General features: G+C 37.2%; 13 protein-coding genes, 3 pseudogenes and 1 other annotated feature. Of the genes and pseudogenes, 13 read left to right on the forward strand and 3 right to left on the reverse strand.

All coding sequences use genetic code 11. The features are described from left to right. The first annotated feature begins 14 nt into the window (after positions 1 to 14). A pseudogene (locus tag AC4CU2_RS08450) lies at positions 15 to 1248 on the forward strand (IS3 family transposase). Beyond that, positions 290 to 406, forward strand: a sequence feature (AL1L pseudoknot). Its footprint overlaps the pseudogene before it by 117 nt. Before the next feature lie 40 nt (positions 1249 to 1288). Here the strand turns inward: AC4CU2_RS08450 and AC4CU2_RS08455 are convergent. Continuing rightward, positions 1289 to 2224: pseudogene (locus AC4CU2_RS08455) on the reverse strand (TerC family protein); the annotation flags it as partial. A 329-nt stretch (positions 2225 to 2553) separates the two neighbouring features. On the opposite strand from AC4CU2_RS08455, the gene AC4CU2_RS08460 reads away from it, so the two are divergent. From AC4CU2_RS08460 to AC4CU2_RS08505, 10 genes are all read left to right on the forward strand, one after another. Next, positions 2554 to 3003, forward strand: coding sequence for a hypothetical protein (locus AC4CU2_RS08460; protein ID WP_039889607.1), 450 nt, complete (start codon positions 2554 to 2556; stop codon positions 3001 to 3003). A gap of 47 nt (positions 3004 to 3050) precedes the next feature. Continuing rightward, on the forward strand, positions 3051 to 4250 hold the full coding sequence (locus AC4CU2_RS08465; RefSeq protein ID WP_005399458.1) for a TolC family protein: 1200 nt from the start codon (positions 3051 to 3053) through the stop codon (positions 4248 to 4250). Positions 4251 to 4262: 12 nt separating this feature from the next. Beyond that, entirely contained in the window at positions 4263 to 5741 is a 1479-nt protein-coding gene (locus AC4CU2_RS08470; RefSeq protein ID WP_058952519.1) for an efflux RND transporter periplasmic adaptor subunit, read from the forward strand. Positions 5742 to 5753: 12 nt separating this feature from the next. Next, positions 5754 to 8885, forward strand: coding sequence for an efflux RND transporter permease subunit (locus AC4CU2_RS08475; protein ID WP_236770484.1), 3132 nt, complete (start codon positions 5754 to 5756; stop codon positions 8883 to 8885). An 11-nt stretch (positions 8886 to 8896) separates the two neighbouring features. After that, positions 8897 to 9268, forward strand: coding sequence for a hypothetical protein (locus AC4CU2_RS08480; RefSeq protein ID WP_005399455.1), 372 nt, complete (start codon positions 8897 to 8899; stop codon positions 9266 to 9268). Between the two features lie 5 nt (positions 9269 to 9273). Beyond that, a complete protein-coding gene (locus tag AC4CU2_RS08485; protein WP_336000176.1) occupies positions 9274 to 9987 on the forward strand; it encodes a HupE/UreJ family protein in 714 nt (237 codons plus the stop codon). Positions 9988 to 9998: 11 nt separating this feature from the next. Then, positions 9999 to 10649 carry a hypothetical protein gene (locus AC4CU2_RS08490; protein ID WP_005399453.1) on the forward strand — a complete coding sequence of 217 codons (651 nt, stop codon included), beginning with the start codon at positions 9999 to 10001 and terminating at the stop codon, positions 10647 to 10649. An 84-nt stretch (positions 10650 to 10733) separates the two neighbouring features. Further along, complete coding sequence (locus AC4CU2_RS08495; protein ID WP_336000179.1) at positions 10734 to 12041, forward strand: MFS transporter; 1308 nt, start codon at positions 10734 to 10736, stop codon at positions 12039 to 12041. Continuing rightward, positions 12042 to 12470, forward strand: a complete 429-nt coding sequence (locus AC4CU2_RS08500) for a YqaA family protein (RefSeq protein ID WP_005399451.1) — start codon at positions 12042 to 12044, stop codon at positions 12468 to 12470. A 78-nt stretch (positions 12471 to 12548) separates the two neighbouring features. Next, a complete protein-coding gene (locus AC4CU2_RS08505; RefSeq protein ID WP_101598941.1) occupies positions 12549 to 12674 on the forward strand; it encodes a YHYH domain-containing protein in 126 nt (41 codons plus the stop codon). Between the two features lie 53 nt (positions 12675 to 12727). On the opposite strand, the gene AC4CU2_RS08510 is transcribed toward AC4CU2_RS08505, so the two are convergent. Then, positions 12728 to 12994: a metal/formaldehyde-sensitive transcriptional repressor gene (locus AC4CU2_RS08510; protein ID WP_005399450.1), complete on the reverse strand. Its 267-nt coding sequence runs from the start codon at positions 12992 to 12994 to the stop codon at positions 12728 to 12730. A 57-nt stretch (positions 12995 to 13051) separates the two neighbouring features. Here AC4CU2_RS08510 and dmeF point away from each other — a divergent pair, with 57 nt between their 5' ends. Both dmeF and AC4CU2_RS08520 read left to right on the forward strand, forming a co-directional pair. Next, positions 13052 to 14020, forward strand: coding sequence for a CDF family Co(II)/Ni(II) efflux transporter DmeF (gene dmeF, locus AC4CU2_RS08515; RefSeq protein WP_126036490.1), 969 nt, complete (start codon positions 13052 to 13054; stop codon positions 14018 to 14020). Between the two features lie 454 nt (positions 14021 to 14474). After that, a complete protein-coding gene (locus AC4CU2_RS08520; protein WP_058951986.1) occupies positions 14475 to 16355 on the forward strand; it encodes a potassium transporter Kup in 1881 nt (626 codons plus the stop codon). Positions 16356 to 16397: 42 nt separating this feature from the next. Here the strand turns inward: AC4CU2_RS08520 and AC4CU2_RS08525 are convergent. Further along, a pseudogene (locus AC4CU2_RS08525) lies at positions 16398 to 16994 on the reverse strand (chromate transporter); the annotation flags it as partial. Positions 16995 to 17021 lie beyond the last annotated feature (27 nt).

Here is a 17021-nt window from a genome sequence, read left to right on the forward strand (position 1 = left end):
GAGAGACTATCCCGATGACAAAATTAAAATATACCCCTGAAATCAGAGAAAGAGCGGTTCAATTATTGATTGAATCTGAAAAAGATTATCCATCGAATTGGGCTGCGATCACTGCTATTGCTCCCAAGATAGGTTGTACTCCTGAAACACTACGTGTTTGGTATCAAAAATATTTAGATAAACAAAATCCAGTTAAAGTACAGCAGCTTTCAGACCAAGAACGTATCAAACAACTCGAACGCGAAAATAAAGAACTGCAACGCGCCAATGAGATTCTACGTAAAGCAGCCGCTTTTTTCGCCCAGGCGGAGCTCGACCGCCCACACAAATAATGGTGGATTTTATCCATAATAATAAAGAGCTGTACGGAGTCGAGGCGATTTGTAGAATTTTACCTATCGCACCTTCAACCTATTACCGGACTTTAGATCTCGCGGACAATCCAGAACATCGAGCGAAACGAGATTTACATGACTTGCATCATGCTGAACAAATTAAACGAATTTGGAAGGAAAGTTCAGGTCGATATGGTGTACGTAAAGTTTGGCAAAAACTGAAACGTGAAGGCTATATTATTGCGCGCTGTACAGTTGCTCGATTGATGCAAAAACTAGGTATACAAGGTGTTTGGCGAGGTAAGAATAAACAAACTACCCGTAGCCGAGATGATCAAAAACGAGCAGATGACTTGGTGAAACGCAATTTTAGTGCTGATCAGCCTGACCCTTGCGAAGCAGTGCTTCTCAGGTCGCTGACTTTACTTATATTCAAACTCATTCAGGCTGGGTCTATACCGCCTTTATTATTGATGTGTTCTCACGAGCCATTGTTGGATGGAAAGTATCTACACGGATGAATACAGATATGGTGCTTGATGCATTAGAGCAAGCATTGCATGATCGAGGCATGCCAAAGAACGTGATTCATCATAGTGACAGAGGCGTGCAATATCTTTCCATTCGTTATACCAATCGTTTAGAAGCAGCAAATTTACGAGCATCAGTCGGTACGACCGGTGATTCATACGATAATGCTTTGGCTGAAACGGTGAATGGCTTATACAAAACAGAGGTGATTGAATATCTAAAAGCAGATTGGCAAGGTTTAGCAGATGTACAACTTGCGACACTAAACTGGGTAGATTGGTTCAATAAAAAGCGTGTACACAGTGCACTGGGTTATGTATCGCCTTTTGAGTTTGAAGCAATGTACTATGATAAGATTAACCCGTTAGGTCAGGTGGCCTAACTTAAATAAAAAAGTCTCCGACAAACCCGGTACGGTTCACATTAATATTTATCCAAGAGATTTGACTGCGAGGAGTCATAATCGTTGCTACAGATCGTTCAGCCAGTGTTAATACACCACCAATCATGTAACGCTCTTCATCCGCAAATGCTTCTTGGGCTTCAGCATGATGGGCACTATCTGAGATAGTTTCCATTTTTCCACCCATCATTCTTAAAATTGAGTCTGCAGTACGATGGCGTAATGGAATTTTGGATTCGTGCTTTCTAGCATTACGCTGAGAGAACTGATTAAACGCTTCAATTAAGATCGCGACACCAATACCTGCATAAATATAGCCCTTAGGAATATGGAAACCAAAGCCTTCTGCTATCAAACTGATACCAATTAAGAGTAAGAAACTTAAACAAAGGATGATTACTGTTGGATGACGATTTACAAAACGAGTCAAAGGTTTAGAAGCAACTAACATAACAACCATAGCTACAATCATAGCTACCATCATCACATAAATATTATCAACCATCCCAATCGCAGTAATAACAGAATCAAGAGAGAAAACCGCATCCAATACTACGATTTGTGCAACAACTGCTGTGAAGCTTGCATACACAACATTCGTAGTCACTTGAACTTCAGTATGGCCTTCCATCCTTTCATGCAGCTCACTGACTGCTTTATAAAGCAGGAATAAACCACCAAGTAAAAGAATTAAATCACGTCCGGAGAATGTCCAATCAAAGATTGTAATCAGAGGTTTTGTTAAAGTGACTAACCAAGAAATTGCAAATAACAAGCCTAATCGCATTAAGAGTGCAAGGGAAAGTCCTATTACACGGGCTTTATCACGTTGCTCTGGAGGAAGCTTATCGGCCAAAATAGCAATAAAGACCAGATTATCAATACCAAGAACAATTTCTAGAACGATCAGCGTTAATAAGCCAATCCAAATTCCAGGGTCTAACAAAAACTCCATCAGTTTGTACCTCTAATGAGTCTATTAGGAATTTTGCTTTTTCTTGAGTTGATACTCGGCGAAGGGTCCATAAAATTAACCTGTTCAATTTATCTAAAATTATTATGCATGATCTTTAAGTTTAGAGTTTAAATTTTTATAAGTAATCTAAAATGTGTATAGAAGTAAAAATGTGTTCTGAGTAAGAAGCAGGTCAAGCTATTAGGCAAAGTAAAAAATGCTTTCACTTTGTATAATCAATTGTTGTTTTACTGAAATTAATCAGTCAAAGATTTACATTTGAAACTCGATTCAGTATTCTTTCGCTAATCATTAAGTGATTCGATCATATGCTAGCCAATAAGTTATCAAAACTTATTCTCGTATTTGTCCTGTTTTTGTTTGCTATAACAACGACGGGGATTTATACGTGGGCGCCAGTTTTTGCTAAAAATATTGATCATCATCATGAATTGAATATTTTTGTTGAAGCTGAAGATTCAAGTCAATGGTCTTTGGTTCATCATGAAGATGACCAAAAATCGTCTATAGACGATACTAAAAATCATAATTGGAAAAGCTATGATGAACCACAGTTTCATCATTCAATAAAACCAGATCAAGCCGAGAATCACTTTACGATTGATCCCATATTTATTTTAAGTTTTATTTTTCCTCTTATATTACTTTTTCTGGGGCTATTTGAAAGGCCAATTCGTGTATACGATTTTAGGAAAAGAATATTCTATTTATTTAATTCCTATACATTTACAAAAGATCTAATTGTTCTAAGAAATTGATTCACCTATACAAAAATAATTTCCATTTTTTTTGTATAGGTAAAGTCATGTCTAAAAAATATCAGATATTCCTTGCCTGTGGTTTAGTAGCAACAGCGACTCAATTATTTGCAGAATCTAATTACGCACAGCTACAACAACAGGTAATTTTAAACGATTCAATTTTGAAGAGTTTACAAAAGTCTCAGCAAGCATATGAAATTAATCAAAAATATGCAGGTAGATTGTCTAATCCAACGTTTAATGTTGAATTAGATAATCTTGGTAATTCGGATTTGAAACAACTAGATGGACCAACAACAATGATTGGTCTATCGCAGGACATTCCTCTCAATAATAAACTTGCTTTACGTAAACAATTGGCGGGTTTTCAGGGCAATAGTAATCAATTTGAAATTGTTAAACGCCAAGCTGAACTAAAAGCCGATTTACGTTTATGTATGTCAAATTGGTATATAGCGTCAAAACGTGCAGAGATTTATTCCACTGAAAGTAAATTGAATGCACGCCAAGCGAATGTATTAAATGAGAAATTAAAATTTGGACGGGTGATTCCATCAGATGTGCAACTGAGTTCAGCTTTATCCTCTGAGGCTAAATTACGTCACCAAAATGAACTTAAAAAAGTTCAATTCCAAAAAAATCTCTGTGGAAAATTTGTCACTGCACTTCCTGAAGCTGCAATTGAAGTTCCTTTGAGTATTAATTTTTCAGATAGAGTCAGTTTATCTGAGCAAGAAGCATCGATTAAAAAGCAATTAGCCCAAACGCAATTTGATCTCGCGAAAAAAGAGGCTGTACCAGACATCACATTTGGGGTGGGTGTACGTAACTATCAAGAAACCAGTGATAAAGTATTTTTGGTATCAACCTCTATTCCATTATCGGTTTTCAACCGTAATAAGGGAAACATTGCACTTGCCCAAGCAGAACAAACAAATGCTGAAGCACTTTCTGAATTGATCACGCGTAATTCTAAAATTGATCTAGAAAATAAAGCTATAGAAATCTCTAACTTGATTGATTCAATTAAACAATTTGATCAAACCGTTTTACCTGCGACCAAAGAAAGTTTACGTATCGCTGAAATGGCTTATCAAGCAGGGAAAATTTCATTGTTGGAATTTAACAGCATTAAACAGATATGGTTGGATAAACATCTTGCCCGTTTTGATTTGTGGTTGGCTTTGCAAAATCAAATTGCAGAAGTTGAACGAAATTATGTAACCAATTTAAATCAAGAATAAGGGTGAATGATGATGAACAAACCAACAAATAAAATTGTGGCTACAGGTGCAATAGCTTTACTGATCGTACTGTGTGCATTGGCTTGGTATAAAACAAGCAATAAATCACAAACTTCATCAGCACATGGGGAAGCGACTGAAGAGAAAGTTGCAGTCGCTGGTGATGAGAAAGGTCCACATGGGGGGCGTTTATATCGTGATGGCGATTTTTCAGCCGAAGTAAAAATCTTTGAAGAAGGAGTTGAGCCACACTTACGAGTGTATGGCTATTTCAAAGATAAACCATTAAAACCAAATGAAATTAATGCCAATATCTTTATTAAGCGTTTAGATGCAGAACAAACTATTACTTTTAAGCCTGAAAGTGATTACCTAATTGGTAATGAAATTGTTTATGAACCACATTCATTCTTGATGGTCATTAATGTTGATTATCAAGGTAAAAAACATAGTTGGAAGTGGGATACCAAAGAAGGCCGTGTCACCATGCTTGATAGCAGTATCAAAAGCAGTGGTTTGGAACTTCTTAAAGTTGAACCAATGATGTTTGAAAATGCACTGGAACTCAAAGGTGAGCTTAAGTTCCCTGATAATTTTGAAAGTTTTATCACACCAAAAGCGAGTGGGACTTTAGTTAAAACGTATAGCACGATTGGTGACAAAGTGAGTCAAGGTGATCTTTTAGCGACAGTACAAAGCCAAGACCTCATCCGTTTAAATGCTGAGCGTTCTATAGCGATGGATACATTGCAATTTTCTCGCAAAAAGATGGAACAAGAACGTACATTATTCCAAAAAAGAGTTTCACCTGAAATTGATTATATTAACGCTCAACGCGAGTTTGAAGATGCGCAAATTCGTGCCAATGAGCTGAACAGCTTAATCCGTTCATATGGTGGTTCTGGTAATGGTACGATTGAAGTCAGAGCGGCAATGTCGGGTACGATTCTACAGGTACTTGGTGCTGTTGGTTCCAATGTTACTCCTGCATCACCGCTATTCAAAATAGCCAATACCTCACAGTTGTTAGCCATAGTCAATGTTCCTGCTGACAAACTAAATGAGATCAATCCAGACAATAAAGTAACTGTTAAGCCTCAAACTCAAACAGGCACAGAGGAAGCTTTAGGGCGTATCAAATACATCAGTGATGTGATTGATCCGAAAACACGAACTGCACAAGTCTTTATTGAAATCTCGAACCAATTCAAATGGCGCTCAGGGCAGTTAATTACGGCTCAAATATTTGAAAAGCAAACGATGAAGCAGATGGTTGTCCGTGAAGATGCCTTACAGACCTTCCGTGATTGGGATGTCGTATTTATTCGAGTGGGTAATGACTTTGAAGCACGTCCTCTAGAGTTAGGCGATAAATTTAATGGTTACGTTGAGGTTAAATCTGGCCTGAAAGCAGGACAAGTTTATGCAGCAGGTAACTCATATTTACTGAAAGCAGAGCTAGGTAAATCTGGCGCTACTCATGATCACTAAGGGGTAGCGATTATGTTTGATCAAATTGTAAAACTCTCGATTAAGAATCGTTGGCTGGTACTCATCATCTTCTTATTTGTCGGAGCATTTGGCGTTTATAACTATTTTAAACTGCCCATCGATGCTGTACCCGACATTACTAACGTACAAGTTCAAATTAACAGTGAAGCACAGGGTCTATCTCCACTGGAGATGGAGTCACAGGTCACTTACCCAATTGAAACGGCTTTGGCAGGGATTCCAAATCTAGACTACACACGTTCTGTATCAAGATATGGTTTGTCTCAGGTCACAGCTATTTTCAAGGAAGGCACGGACATTTATTTTGCTCGTCAAATTGTCAATGAGAAACTTCAAGGTGTTACTCCAAACCTTCCGAGTGGAATATCGACTTCAATGGGACCTGTTTCTACAGGTCTTGGCGAAATCTTTATGTACACGGTGGAAAATGCGAAAAATAATCAGAACCCACTTTCACCGACTGATCTCCGGACATTACAAGATTGGGTCATTAAGCCCCAGTTGCGGAATGTTGAAGGTGTAAATGAAATCAATACAATTGGTGGATATTTAAAGCAGTTTGTTGTACAGCCTGACTATGCTTACTTGCGCAGCATTGGACTAGATCAACAAGATGTTTTGGATGCCATTTCAAAGAACAGCATGAATAAAGGTTCAGGTTATATTGAGAAGAATGGCGAACAGTATTTAATTCGTTCTGATTCTCAAATTAGCTCTATTGAGCAAATTCAGAATATTCCGATCACCACAAGTAGTGGTTATATTTTACGACTTAAAGATGTTGCTAAAATTTCAATAGGTCACGAGCTGCGTACAGGAGCAGCAACCAAGGATGGTCAGGAAATTGTTCTTGGTACAGCCTTTATGTTGATTGGTGAAAACTCTCGAAATGTTGCACATGCAGTAGATCAAAAATTACAGCAAGTTCAAAAGTCTCTACCTGAAGGCGTTGAAGCGAAAGCTGTGTATAACCGTACTACATTGGTTGATGCCACCATTGAAACAGTGAAAAAGAATTTACTAGAAGGGGCCATTCTTGTCATTGTTGTTTTGTTTGTTTTTCTTGGGCATTTCCGTGCTGCGCTTATTACAGCGATGGTTATTCCTTTATCTATGCTCATGACCATTACAGGTATGGTGAATCAGAAAATCAGTGCAAACTTGATGAGCTTGGGGGCTTTAGACTTCGGGATTATTGTTGATGGTGCGGTTGTTATTGTGGAAGCTTCACTTGCTAAATTAGCTATGAAGCAAAAACAGCTGGGACGAATACTGACGAGACAAGAGCGTTTTACGACTGTTTTTGAAGCGACTAAAGAATCAAGAAAAGCCATTCTGTATGGTCAACTTATTATTATTTTGGTGTATTTGCCAGTAATGACCTTAACAGGTGTTGAAGGCAAAATGTTTACCCCTATGGCTGCAACAGTGGTGATGGCATTGGTTGCAGCAATGATCCTGTCGGTAACATTTGTACCAGCAATGGTTGCTCTAGTTACCGCAGGTAAAATCAAAGATGAAGAATCTAAAATTATTCATTTTATTAAAAAGCTTTATAACCCAGTTTTAGATTGGTCGCTTAATCATCGCTACTTATTAGTTGTATTTGTTGCGGTGTTTTTTGTATTTAGTGCAAGCCTTTCAACACGTTTAGGCTCTGAATTTATCCCATCCTTGGATGAAGGTGATGTTGCACTACATGCTCTTCGTATTCCGGGTACATCTCTGACTCAAGCAATAGAAATGCAATATGCACTTGAGAAAGAAATTAAAAAGATTCCTGAAGTTCAAACCATCTTTGCCAAAGTAGGTACTGCGGAAATTGCAACCGACCCTGTTCCACCTAATGTGGCAGATAACTTCATCATGTTAAAACCGCGTAACGAATGGCCGAATCCTGATAAGGAAAAATCTGCTGTCGTTGCTGAAATTGAGCGTGTTTCTAAAGGTGTGTATGGAAATAACTACGAGTTTACTCAGCCAATTCAAATGCGTTTCAATGAGCTTATTTCAGGTGTTCGTACTGATGTTGCGGTCAAAATCTATGGGGATGATTTAGAGCAGCTATTGGAATTAGGTAATCGTGTTTCGGATGTGTTGGAAGGGGTAAATGGCACGGCTGATTTGAAAGTTGAACAGATGTCTGGTTTACCCATGGTATCCGTTGAACTCAAAAAAGACATGATCGCCAACTACGGTTTAGACGCTGAAGATGTACAGGAGCAGGTTTCAAGCCTTATTACAGGACAAACAGCAGGTAAGGTTTTTGAGGGTGACCGTAAGTTCGATATTGTGGTTCGTATGGATCAAAACTCAGTTACTGACTTAGAAAAAATCTATCAAATTCCTTTCAACTTACCTGATGGCTCAAGTGTACTGATGTCAGAATTAATTGAGTTGAAGAATATTCAAGGTCCAAACCAGATTTCTCGTGAGAATGGTAAACGTCGAATTGTAATCACAGCGAATGTACGCGGTACAGATATTGGAAGTTACATCGCGGAAGCTCAGTCAAAGTTAGATTCCGAATTTCAATTACCTGAAGGCTATTGGCTCACTTGGGGCGGTACATTTGAGCAAATGGAGTCTGCTACAAATAGGCTCTTAATTGTAGTTCCAATTGCTTTGATTCTAATTTTTGCCATGATCTATATGGCACTCGGTAATTTTAGAAATAGTGTGTTGGTATTTACAGGCGTTCCTTTTGCTTTAACAGGCGGTGTAATCGCATTAGCTTTGAGAGACATACCATTTTCAATATCTGCTGCGGTTGGCTTTATTGCACTATCAGGTGTAGCTGTATTGAATGGCTTAGTCCTTGTATCTGCGATTCAGCGCTTAACAAGCCAAGGAGAAGAGCTTGTTGAAGCAGTAAAGCATGGTGCACTAGAACGACTTAGACCTGTACTCATCACAGCATTGGTTGCCTCTTTAGGTTTCATTCCAATGGCATTTAATGTCGGGATTGGTTCTGAAGTACAACGACCTATTGCAACCGTGGTGATTGGTGGAATCATTTCCTCTACGTTGCTGACTTTGATTATCTTGCCGACACTTTATATTTGGTTTAACCAAAAACGTCGAAAGAAATCAGAAGATTTTGCTGAACAGCAAGAAGCCTAGAAGAACTTTTGATGACTAGCATGATGCGAGATAAAAAGTTTAAATTTTTGAGGGTGTGGCTAGCCTGCATCATCAGTCTTGCACTATGCCTGCATTTTAATGAGCATGTGACTGAAATAAGTCTTCAAGAGCATGACTATGTGGATGCAATTCACTCTCACCATCATGAAGTAAATCAGCAGTATTCACATAGTCATCAAGATAATCTTTATGAACATTTTGTTGGCTATGAAGCTATCAAAGCAATTGCAGTCATTTTACTTCTGTTAAGTATTCGGATTTTTGACCGAACTAAAAATTATATTTTTTTAATGGCAAGCCGTATTTTCAAACCACCAAAAACTTCAATGAGTTCTCAATTCATTATTTATTTTGGAGTTTGATTTATATGCAAATTATTGATTCACATTTTGTGAAGTTAAAAAACTACTTAAAGCTCTTTATTGCTCTAAGTATATTACTTGTTAGTCCTGCACTTTTTGCACATGGCGTAGCAGAAGGTGATAAGGGCTATATTCAAGAAATTTATGGTGTCCATGTGATTCCATTCATTTATTTGGGGGCCAAACACATGGTCACTGGATATGACCATTTATTATTTCTCGTTGGTATTATTTTCTTCTTATACCGTATGAAAGATATTGGTTTATATGTCAGCTTATTTGCCATTGGTCATTCAATTACCATGCTCATAGGTGTGTATTACAACATTTCAATGAATGCCTACATTATTGATGCAATCATTGGTTTTTCTATTGTTTATAAAGCTTTAGATAATTTAGGTGCTTATCAACGTTGGTTCGGTTTTCAGCCCAATACAAAAATTGCCACACTGATTTTTGGTTTGATTCATGGTTTTGGTTTAGCTGTGAAAATTCAAGAATATGAAGTGCCAGATGATGGTCTGCTTGCGAATTTGATCTCATTCAACATTGGTGTCGAATTAGGGCAATTCATGGCATTAGCTATCATTTTATTGCTGATGACGATGTGGAGAAAAACGCCTTATTTCTTCAAAACAGCATATCAAAGTAATGTCTTTTTAATGTTCTTTGGTTTTTTACTTGTTGGCTATCAACTTACCAGCTTCATTATTCAATAAGGATCTAAATTATGTATAACGCTGAAATTCCAAAAGATGTTGAACTACCATCTTCAAAAAAACTACTTAAATCAACGGCTATTGCAGCTGTAAGTGCTATCGTTGTTTTAGTGACCTGTGTGATGCCTGCTGAGTATGCGATTGACCCTACAGGGATTGGTAAAGTACTTGGATTAAGCAAAATGGGTGAGATCAAACAATCCTTAGCGGAAGAATCAGAAAATGGGATAGGAGAAGCTCAAGTGGCTTCAATTCCAAATCAAGTTAAACAGGAAACTGAAAATTTAAGTAGTGCATTACCATTGGGTTCATCTTCAAAAATGCCGATGCCTCCAATTGCCAAAGAAACAATTTCACTTGAGTTAAAACCAAATCAGGCAACGGAAGTGAAGCTAAGTATGCCTAAAGATGCGAGTGTAGCCTTTGATTGGAAGTCTTCAGGTGGTGGCTTAAACTACGACACACATGGTGATGCTGTAAATGCACCAAAAGGTTTCTATCATGGCTATGGTAAAGGGAAAAATGAAACCGCTCAACAGGGAACATTAACTGCTGCATTCGATGGTAAGCATGGCTGGTTCTGGCGCAATCGTACTGAAAATACAATCACTGTGACTCTAAATGTAGAAGGTCAATTTAGTGAAATGAAAAAAGTCTTTTAATTTTTAAAATTCCAGATGAGGTTTAGACCTCATTTGGAACCTGTTCTGCATAACAATTAGGTTCTAAATAAAGGAGTCCCTAAAATGCTAGAAGTATTAAAAAATACAACATATAGGCATTTGTTCTTAGCTCAAGTCATTGCTTTGATTGGTACGGGACTCATTACGATTGCGTTAGCTTTGCAGGCATATGATATTGCCAAGGGTGAAGCAGCTCAGGTACTTGGGATAGCGCTGGCAATCAAAATGATTGCATATATTGGTGTTGCACCTATTGCTTCAGCATTTGCGGAACGACTACCACGTAAAAAAGTTTTAGTAGTTTTAGATATCATTCGTGCTTTAACAGCATTATGTCTGCCTTTTGTCACTCAGATTTGGCAAATTTATGTCTTAATTTTTATTTTACAATCTGCATCTGCTGCCTTTACACCAACATTTCAAGCCATGATTCCTGACGTATTGCCTGAAGAAAAAGAATATACAAATGCGTTGTCACTTTCACGTTTAGCCTATGATTTAGAAAATATCATTAGCCCAATGTTGGCTGGATTTCTTCTGACCTATATTAGCTATCACAATTTGTTTTTAGGAACAGTAATTGGTTTTATTGGCTCAGCTCTATTTGTTGTCAGTGCAAAACTACCTATTGCTAAAGTACCTGAGTTTAAAGGTATCTACAGCCGTATAAAGCAAGGGACAAAAATTTATTTTAATACACCGCGTCTAAAAGCACTTTTGGCACTAAATCTGGCAATTGCATCAGCCAGTGCAGTCGTTATCGTAAATACAGTCGTTCTTGTTCAAACGACCTTTGGCTTGACGGAAAAAGCGACGACATGGGCATTTGGTTTATTTGGTTTGGGTTCAATGTTGGCAGCCTTCATATTGCCTATAGTCTTAGAAAAGTTAAATGATCGCTCTGTCATGTTAACTGGTACGGCAATTTTGGTAGCTGGCCTGTTCTGCGGATATTTAATATCTTCTTATAGAGGGCTTTTAGTTTTGTGGTTTATTTTAGGGACAGGATATTCTGTATCACAAACGCCTACAGGTCGTTTAATTCGTAAATCTGCATCGAGTGAAAATAGGACTTCATTGTTCGCTGGCCAATTTGCATTTTCTCATGCTTGTTGGCTGATTACTTATCCATTGGTAGGATGGTTAAGTACTAATGTGGGAACATTATTTACTTTTGTCCCTATGGCAATCATAGCTTTAATCGCAATGTCTTTTGCTTTTTTCATTTGGCCAAAACAGGATGACTTGATTTTAGTTCATTCACATGATGATTTACCTGCGGATCATGAGCACTTAGTGAATCACAAGCATGGTAAAAGGCATGAACATGAATATGTGATTGATGAATATCATCAGAAATGGCCTAAATAGATGATTGCTTATCTATTCTTGTTTTTGAGTGCCTTTGGAGCGGCTACGCTACTTCCTTTACAGTCTGAATCTGTTCTAGCAGGATTATTGGTACTCGGTGAATATTCTATTGTTTTACTCATCCTAGTAGCTACAGTGGGAAATGTCCTTGGTTCTTGTCTAAATTGGTGGTTTGGTATGAAACTGGAACTTTTAAAGAATAAAAAGTGGTTTCCTATTTCAGAAAGCAAATTACTACGAGCCCAAAATTTATATATGCAATACGGATCAGCAATATTATTTCTAAGTTGGGTTCCGATCATTGGCGATCCTATTACCTTAGTCAGTGGTGTATTAAAAGAGAAGTTCATTAAATTTTTATCAATTGTTATTTGTGCAAAATTATTAAGATATATTTTTATTTATTTGCTTTATCTTGGTATTTTTTAAGTAAATTTTGAACATTTTGTTTAAATAATGTACAGTTTAACTTCTTTATATCTTGAATATTAATTTAAAGAGGGTGTTATGAGCAAAATTTTATTTTTTTCTTTATTGATACTTACAGTGACAAATGTAAATGCCCATTCAGGCGGTACAAATTCACAGGGTTGCCATACCAATAGCAAAACAGGTGATCATCACTGTCATTAACAAAGAGTGAGTTGAGCACAGTTTTTAAGTGATATAACAAACTGTGCTCTTTTTTATGTATAACGTTTAATTAGGGCTAAGAAGTCATTCAAATCTTCTTCATTTATTTTTTCTAAATCACTAAGTACATGCTCTCTAAGATGAAGCTCAATTAGTTCATTCATTAAACCTGTTATTGCTCCTTTTACGGCGGCAATTTGTTGTAGAACTTCGATACAAGAAATATTTTCAGATAATAAGTTCTGCTCTATGGCATTGGTTTGACCTTGTATCCGTTTTATACGGTTCATGATTTTTTTGTTTTGATTTAAGTGAGACATAGCTTTTACTCATAAAAAATATATACTGTGGGGGAGTATCTATTGTGGCACATTCAAATGCAATATTTAAGTAATGTAAAAAGTAACCATACCCATCAATTTGATGAGGGGAATCCTTTAGCACAAAAGAAAATTTTGATAGCAACCATTTTAACTGGCGTGATGATGGTCTTTGAAATTTTTGGGGGATGGTTTTTTAATTCAATGGCTTTGTTAGCAGATGGGTGGCATATGAGTTCACATATGCTGGCGTTAGGCTTAGCATATTTTGCGTATAGAATGGCTCGGAAATATTCACAAGATCAGCGTTTTTGCTTTGGCACTTGGAAAATTGAAATTTTAGCCGGTTACTCAAGCGCTATTCTATTGATGGTCGTTGCTGTATTTATGGGGATTCAGTCTGTTGAGCGTTTAATGAATCCAGTTAATATTCACTACAATGAAGCAATTTCAATTGCTGTAATTGGATTGATTGTAAATTTCGTATGTGCATGGTTGCTGCATGACAGTAGTCATCACCATCATCACGGTCATAAGCATGACCACCATCATCATGACCATGCTCACAATCATGATAATCATGACTTAAATCAAAAGGCTGCTTTTTTACATGTTGTGGCTGATGCAGTGACTTCTATATTGGCAATTATTGCATTGTTTGCCGGTAAGTTTTTTGGTTGGGACTTTCTGGATGCTGTATTGGGTATTGTAGGTGCCATCTTGGTCGCACACTGGTCTTGGGGATTAATTCGTGAAACAGGTAAAACCTTACTTGATGCTGAAATGGAACATCCTGTAGTTGGTGAAATTATTGAAGTCATTGAAGAATTAGATGCGCAGGCTGTTATTACTGATATTCATGTTTGGAAGGTAGGAAAAGGTAAATTTTCTTGTATTCTTTCATTAGATTCTGATAGCAATAAGCTGACAGCCGATAGTGTCAGAAAAGGGCTCTCTATACACGAAGAAATCGTTCATGTTTCCGTAGAGATAAATCGAATAACTCAGTTTCAAGTTGCTATATAACTTACTCAAATTAAGCAGGTCAAACAACCTGCTTAATTTTTATTACGAGAAACTTATTTATATGAATTGTTCAAAATTTATTTCAATACCTTATTACCTGAAAGCACTGTTAGCATTACATCTCGCAGCTTCATTAACGAGAGTCATAAAGCTAATTCAATCGAGGTTCTGTTTGGATGAACATGCAATGACTGGGCTGCGAATAAGAAAGTCGGTATTCTGTTCATCATTTTTAGATATTTTGTTTGAGGGAAGTTATTTCTACGCTAATTCAAATGGCTGATGTTCTAGAATATATAAAGAGAGAAGTAATAATTAGTTGAATTTTCCTTTATTTTACAATTAATTGTAAAAACAATAATAAGTGAGGAAATTATGGTTTTTTAGTCTAAAGAGTAAATGTTGTTATTGTAGTGCTAGTATCGATACAATTTTTATCATGTGATTTTACTATATGCAAAATCAGGTAGCCGAAAAGGCTGGTGTCCCCATATTAACGTTAGCTGCATTAGGTGTGGTTTTTGGAGATATTGGTACGAGCCCACTTTATGCGTTAAAAGAAAGCTTCCATGCAACACATGGTATGCCTATCAATGAAATTAATATTTTGGGAATTCTCTCTTTAATATTTTGGACTATTACCCTGATTGTCTCGCTTAAATATGTCATGGTGATCATGCGAGCCGATAATAATGGTGAGGGGGGAATCATGGCATTGTTAGCTTTGAATCTTCGTCAAAAGGGGCTCTCGAATAGAACAAAAATAATTATTACTACTTTAGGATTTATTGGAGCATCTTTATTTTTTGGGGATGGAATCATCACCCCTGCAATGTCAGTGTTATCTGCGGTTGAGGGTTTGTCTATTGCTACACCTACACTTGCAAAATACATTGTCCCTATCAGTATCGGAATTTTAACAGCTTTGTTTTTAGTACAAAGGCATGGCACGGCTATAATGGGGAAGTTTTTCGGTCCTATCACTTTATTGTGGTTTTTAGCCATCGGTGGATTAGGGGGGATGAGTATTATTCAAAGCCCTTCAATTTTGGCCTTTTTGAGCCCGCATTGGGGAATTTCTTTTATCCTCACTAACCCGCTAATTTCTTTTTTTGTGATGGGGGCTGTGGTATTGACCGTGACAGGCGGTGAGGCCCTTTATGCTGACATGGGACATTTTGGTGTTGCACCAATTCGGTTCGGTTGGTTCCTTATCGTACTGCCTTGTTTAATTCTGAATTATGCAGGACAAGGTGCTCTATTACTTCGAGATCCTACTGCTATTTCTAATCCATTTTATTTATTAGTTCCGTCATTGTTACTCTATCCAATGATTGTACTTGCTACTGCTGCCGCGGTTATCGCATCACAAGCATTAATCAGTGGTGTATTTTCAATGGCAAAACAAGCAATCCAGTTAGGGTATTTACCTCGTTTAACGATACAGCATACTTCTGAATCAGAAATGGGCCAAATTTATATTCCTTTTTTAAATTGGCTTTTATTTATTTCTATTATTGCAGTTGTTCTATTGTTTAAAAGTAGTAGCAATTTAGCAGGAGCCTATGGTCTAGCTGTTACTGTGACTATGTTCTGTGACACTCTTCTGGTTGGTTTTTTAGCTTATAGTTATTGGAAATGGAAGACTTGGAAACTTATTCTATTTATTGTTCCATTCGTTGTAATTGATTTGGTACTCTTAAGTTCAAACCTATTAAAATTCTTTATTGGTGGGTGGATGCCTGTAGTGGTTGCCCTTATTGTTTTCACATTAATGATGATCTGGAAGAGAGGTAGGGGGGAGCTTCAGACAAAACTTCAGAGCGATACACTACCTTTAGATATGTTCATTCAACATGTAGATGATTCGGTTAATAAAGTTACTGGAACTGCCGTCTTCCTCACGGGTACACCAAATGTTGTTCCCCATGCACTTTTGCATAATTTAAAGCACAATAAAATTCTGCATGAACGAAATGTATTGGTTACAGTTGATGTCCAAGATATACCGTATGTTTCTAAGGATGATAGGTTTCTTGTTGAACAGTTAGAGCTAGACTTCTTTCGGATTAAATTGAATTATGGTTTTAAAGAACAACCCAATTTACCTATAGAGCTTGAAGCTGTTTTTGATGCTTATCATATTGAGTTTAATCTAATGGAAATCAGCTTCTTCGTTTCACGTGAACGAATTATTTCTAAACAGAATAAGCTCTTAGATAAATGGAGAGAACAAATATTTTCGAGTATGCATAAGAATACTAGTCCTATCAGTGATTTTTACCAGATTCCATCGAATCGTGTGGTAGAGATCGGTAGTCAAATAGAAATATAAAGATATAAAAAACAGTCGAAGCTTATACTTCGACTGTTTAAATTACATAGAAAGAAAGTTAAAGCAAATTAAACCAATTAATGCAGAAGCTGCAAGGACGTACATCACTTTGAGCTGGAAATGAAATAAGCCAACCAAAGCTACAAGTGCAATTAACGCAGCAACAATATCGAAAGAGCCGTTAAATCCTGTTGGCCAAAGTACATGATAAGCAAAAAATAGGGCAAGGTTAAGAATCACACCAACAACTGCGGCTGTAATAGCCGTTAACGGAGCTGTAAATTTGAGCTCATTATGTGTTGATTCGATAATTGGTGCACCAGCTAAAATAAAAACAAAGGAAAACAGGAAAGTAAACCAAGTGACTATGCTTGCTCCAATGGTGCCCGCCAAGAATAAATGATCTGAGCCTAAGAGTGCTTGATTGAATGCTCCTAAAAAGCCAACAAATGCGACCACCATAATTAAAGGGCCGGGCGTGCTTTCACCTAGAGCTAAGCCATCTATCATTTGAGTCGGACTTAACCAACCGTAATAGCTTACAGCACCCTGATAAACATAAGGCAATACTGCATAGGCACCACCAAAGGTGAGCAGGGCTGCTTTCGTAAAGAACCAAGCCATTTGGGTGTAAGTATGTAAGCGTGCGCTGAACCCCATAGCTAT

Source organism: Acinetobacter sp. 797_lipA (assembly GCF_058243025.1).

Excerpts from the sequence above, each read along its gene's own strand:
- AC4CU2_RS08475 (WP_236770484.1), top strand. The coding sequence starts at position 5,754 with ATGTTTGATCAAATTGTAAAACTCTCGATTAAGAATCGTTGGCTGGTA.
- AC4CU2_RS08520 (WP_058951986.1), top strand. The coding sequence starts at position 14,475 with ATGCAAAATCAGGTAGCCGAAAAGGCTGGTGTCCCCATATTAACGTTA.
- dmeF (WP_126036490.1), top strand. The coding sequence starts at position 13,052 with ATGCAATATTTAAGTAATGTAAAAAGTAACCATACCCATCAATTTGAT.
- AC4CU2_RS08460 (WP_039889607.1), top strand. The coding sequence starts at position 2,554 with ATGCTAGCCAATAAGTTATCAAAACTTATTCTCGTATTTGTCCTGTTT.
- AC4CU2_RS08490 (WP_005399453.1), top strand. The coding sequence starts at position 9,999 with ATGTATAACGCTGAAATTCCAAAAGATGTTGAACTACCATCTTCAAAA.
- AC4CU2_RS08510 (WP_005399450.1), bottom strand. The coding sequence starts at position 12,994 with ATGTCTCACTTAAATCAAAACAAAAAAATCATGAACCGTATAAAACGG.
- AC4CU2_RS08500 (WP_005399451.1), top strand. The coding sequence starts at position 12,042 with ATGATTGCTTATCTATTCTTGTTTTTGAGTGCCTTTGGAGCGGCTACG.
- AC4CU2_RS08485 (WP_336000176.1), top strand. The coding sequence starts at position 9,274 with ATGCAAATTATTGATTCACATTTTGTGAAGTTAAAAAACTACTTAAAG.
- AC4CU2_RS08505 (WP_101598941.1), top strand. The coding sequence starts at position 12,549 with ATGAGCAAAATTTTATTTTTTTCTTTATTGATACTTACAGTGACAAAT.
- AC4CU2_RS08470 (WP_058952519.1), top strand. The coding sequence starts at position 4,263 with ATGAACAAACCAACAAATAAAATTGTGGCTACAGGTGCAATAGCTTTA.
- AC4CU2_RS08465 (WP_005399458.1), top strand. The coding sequence starts at position 3,051 with ATGTCTAAAAAATATCAGATATTCCTTGCCTGTGGTTTAGTAGCAACA.
- AC4CU2_RS08495 (WP_336000179.1), top strand. The coding sequence starts at position 10,734 with ATGCTAGAAGTATTAAAAAATACAACATATAGGCATTTGTTCTTAGCT.
- AC4CU2_RS08480 (WP_005399455.1), top strand. The coding sequence starts at position 8,897 with ATGACTAGCATGATGCGAGATAAAAAGTTTAAATTTTTGAGGGTGTGG.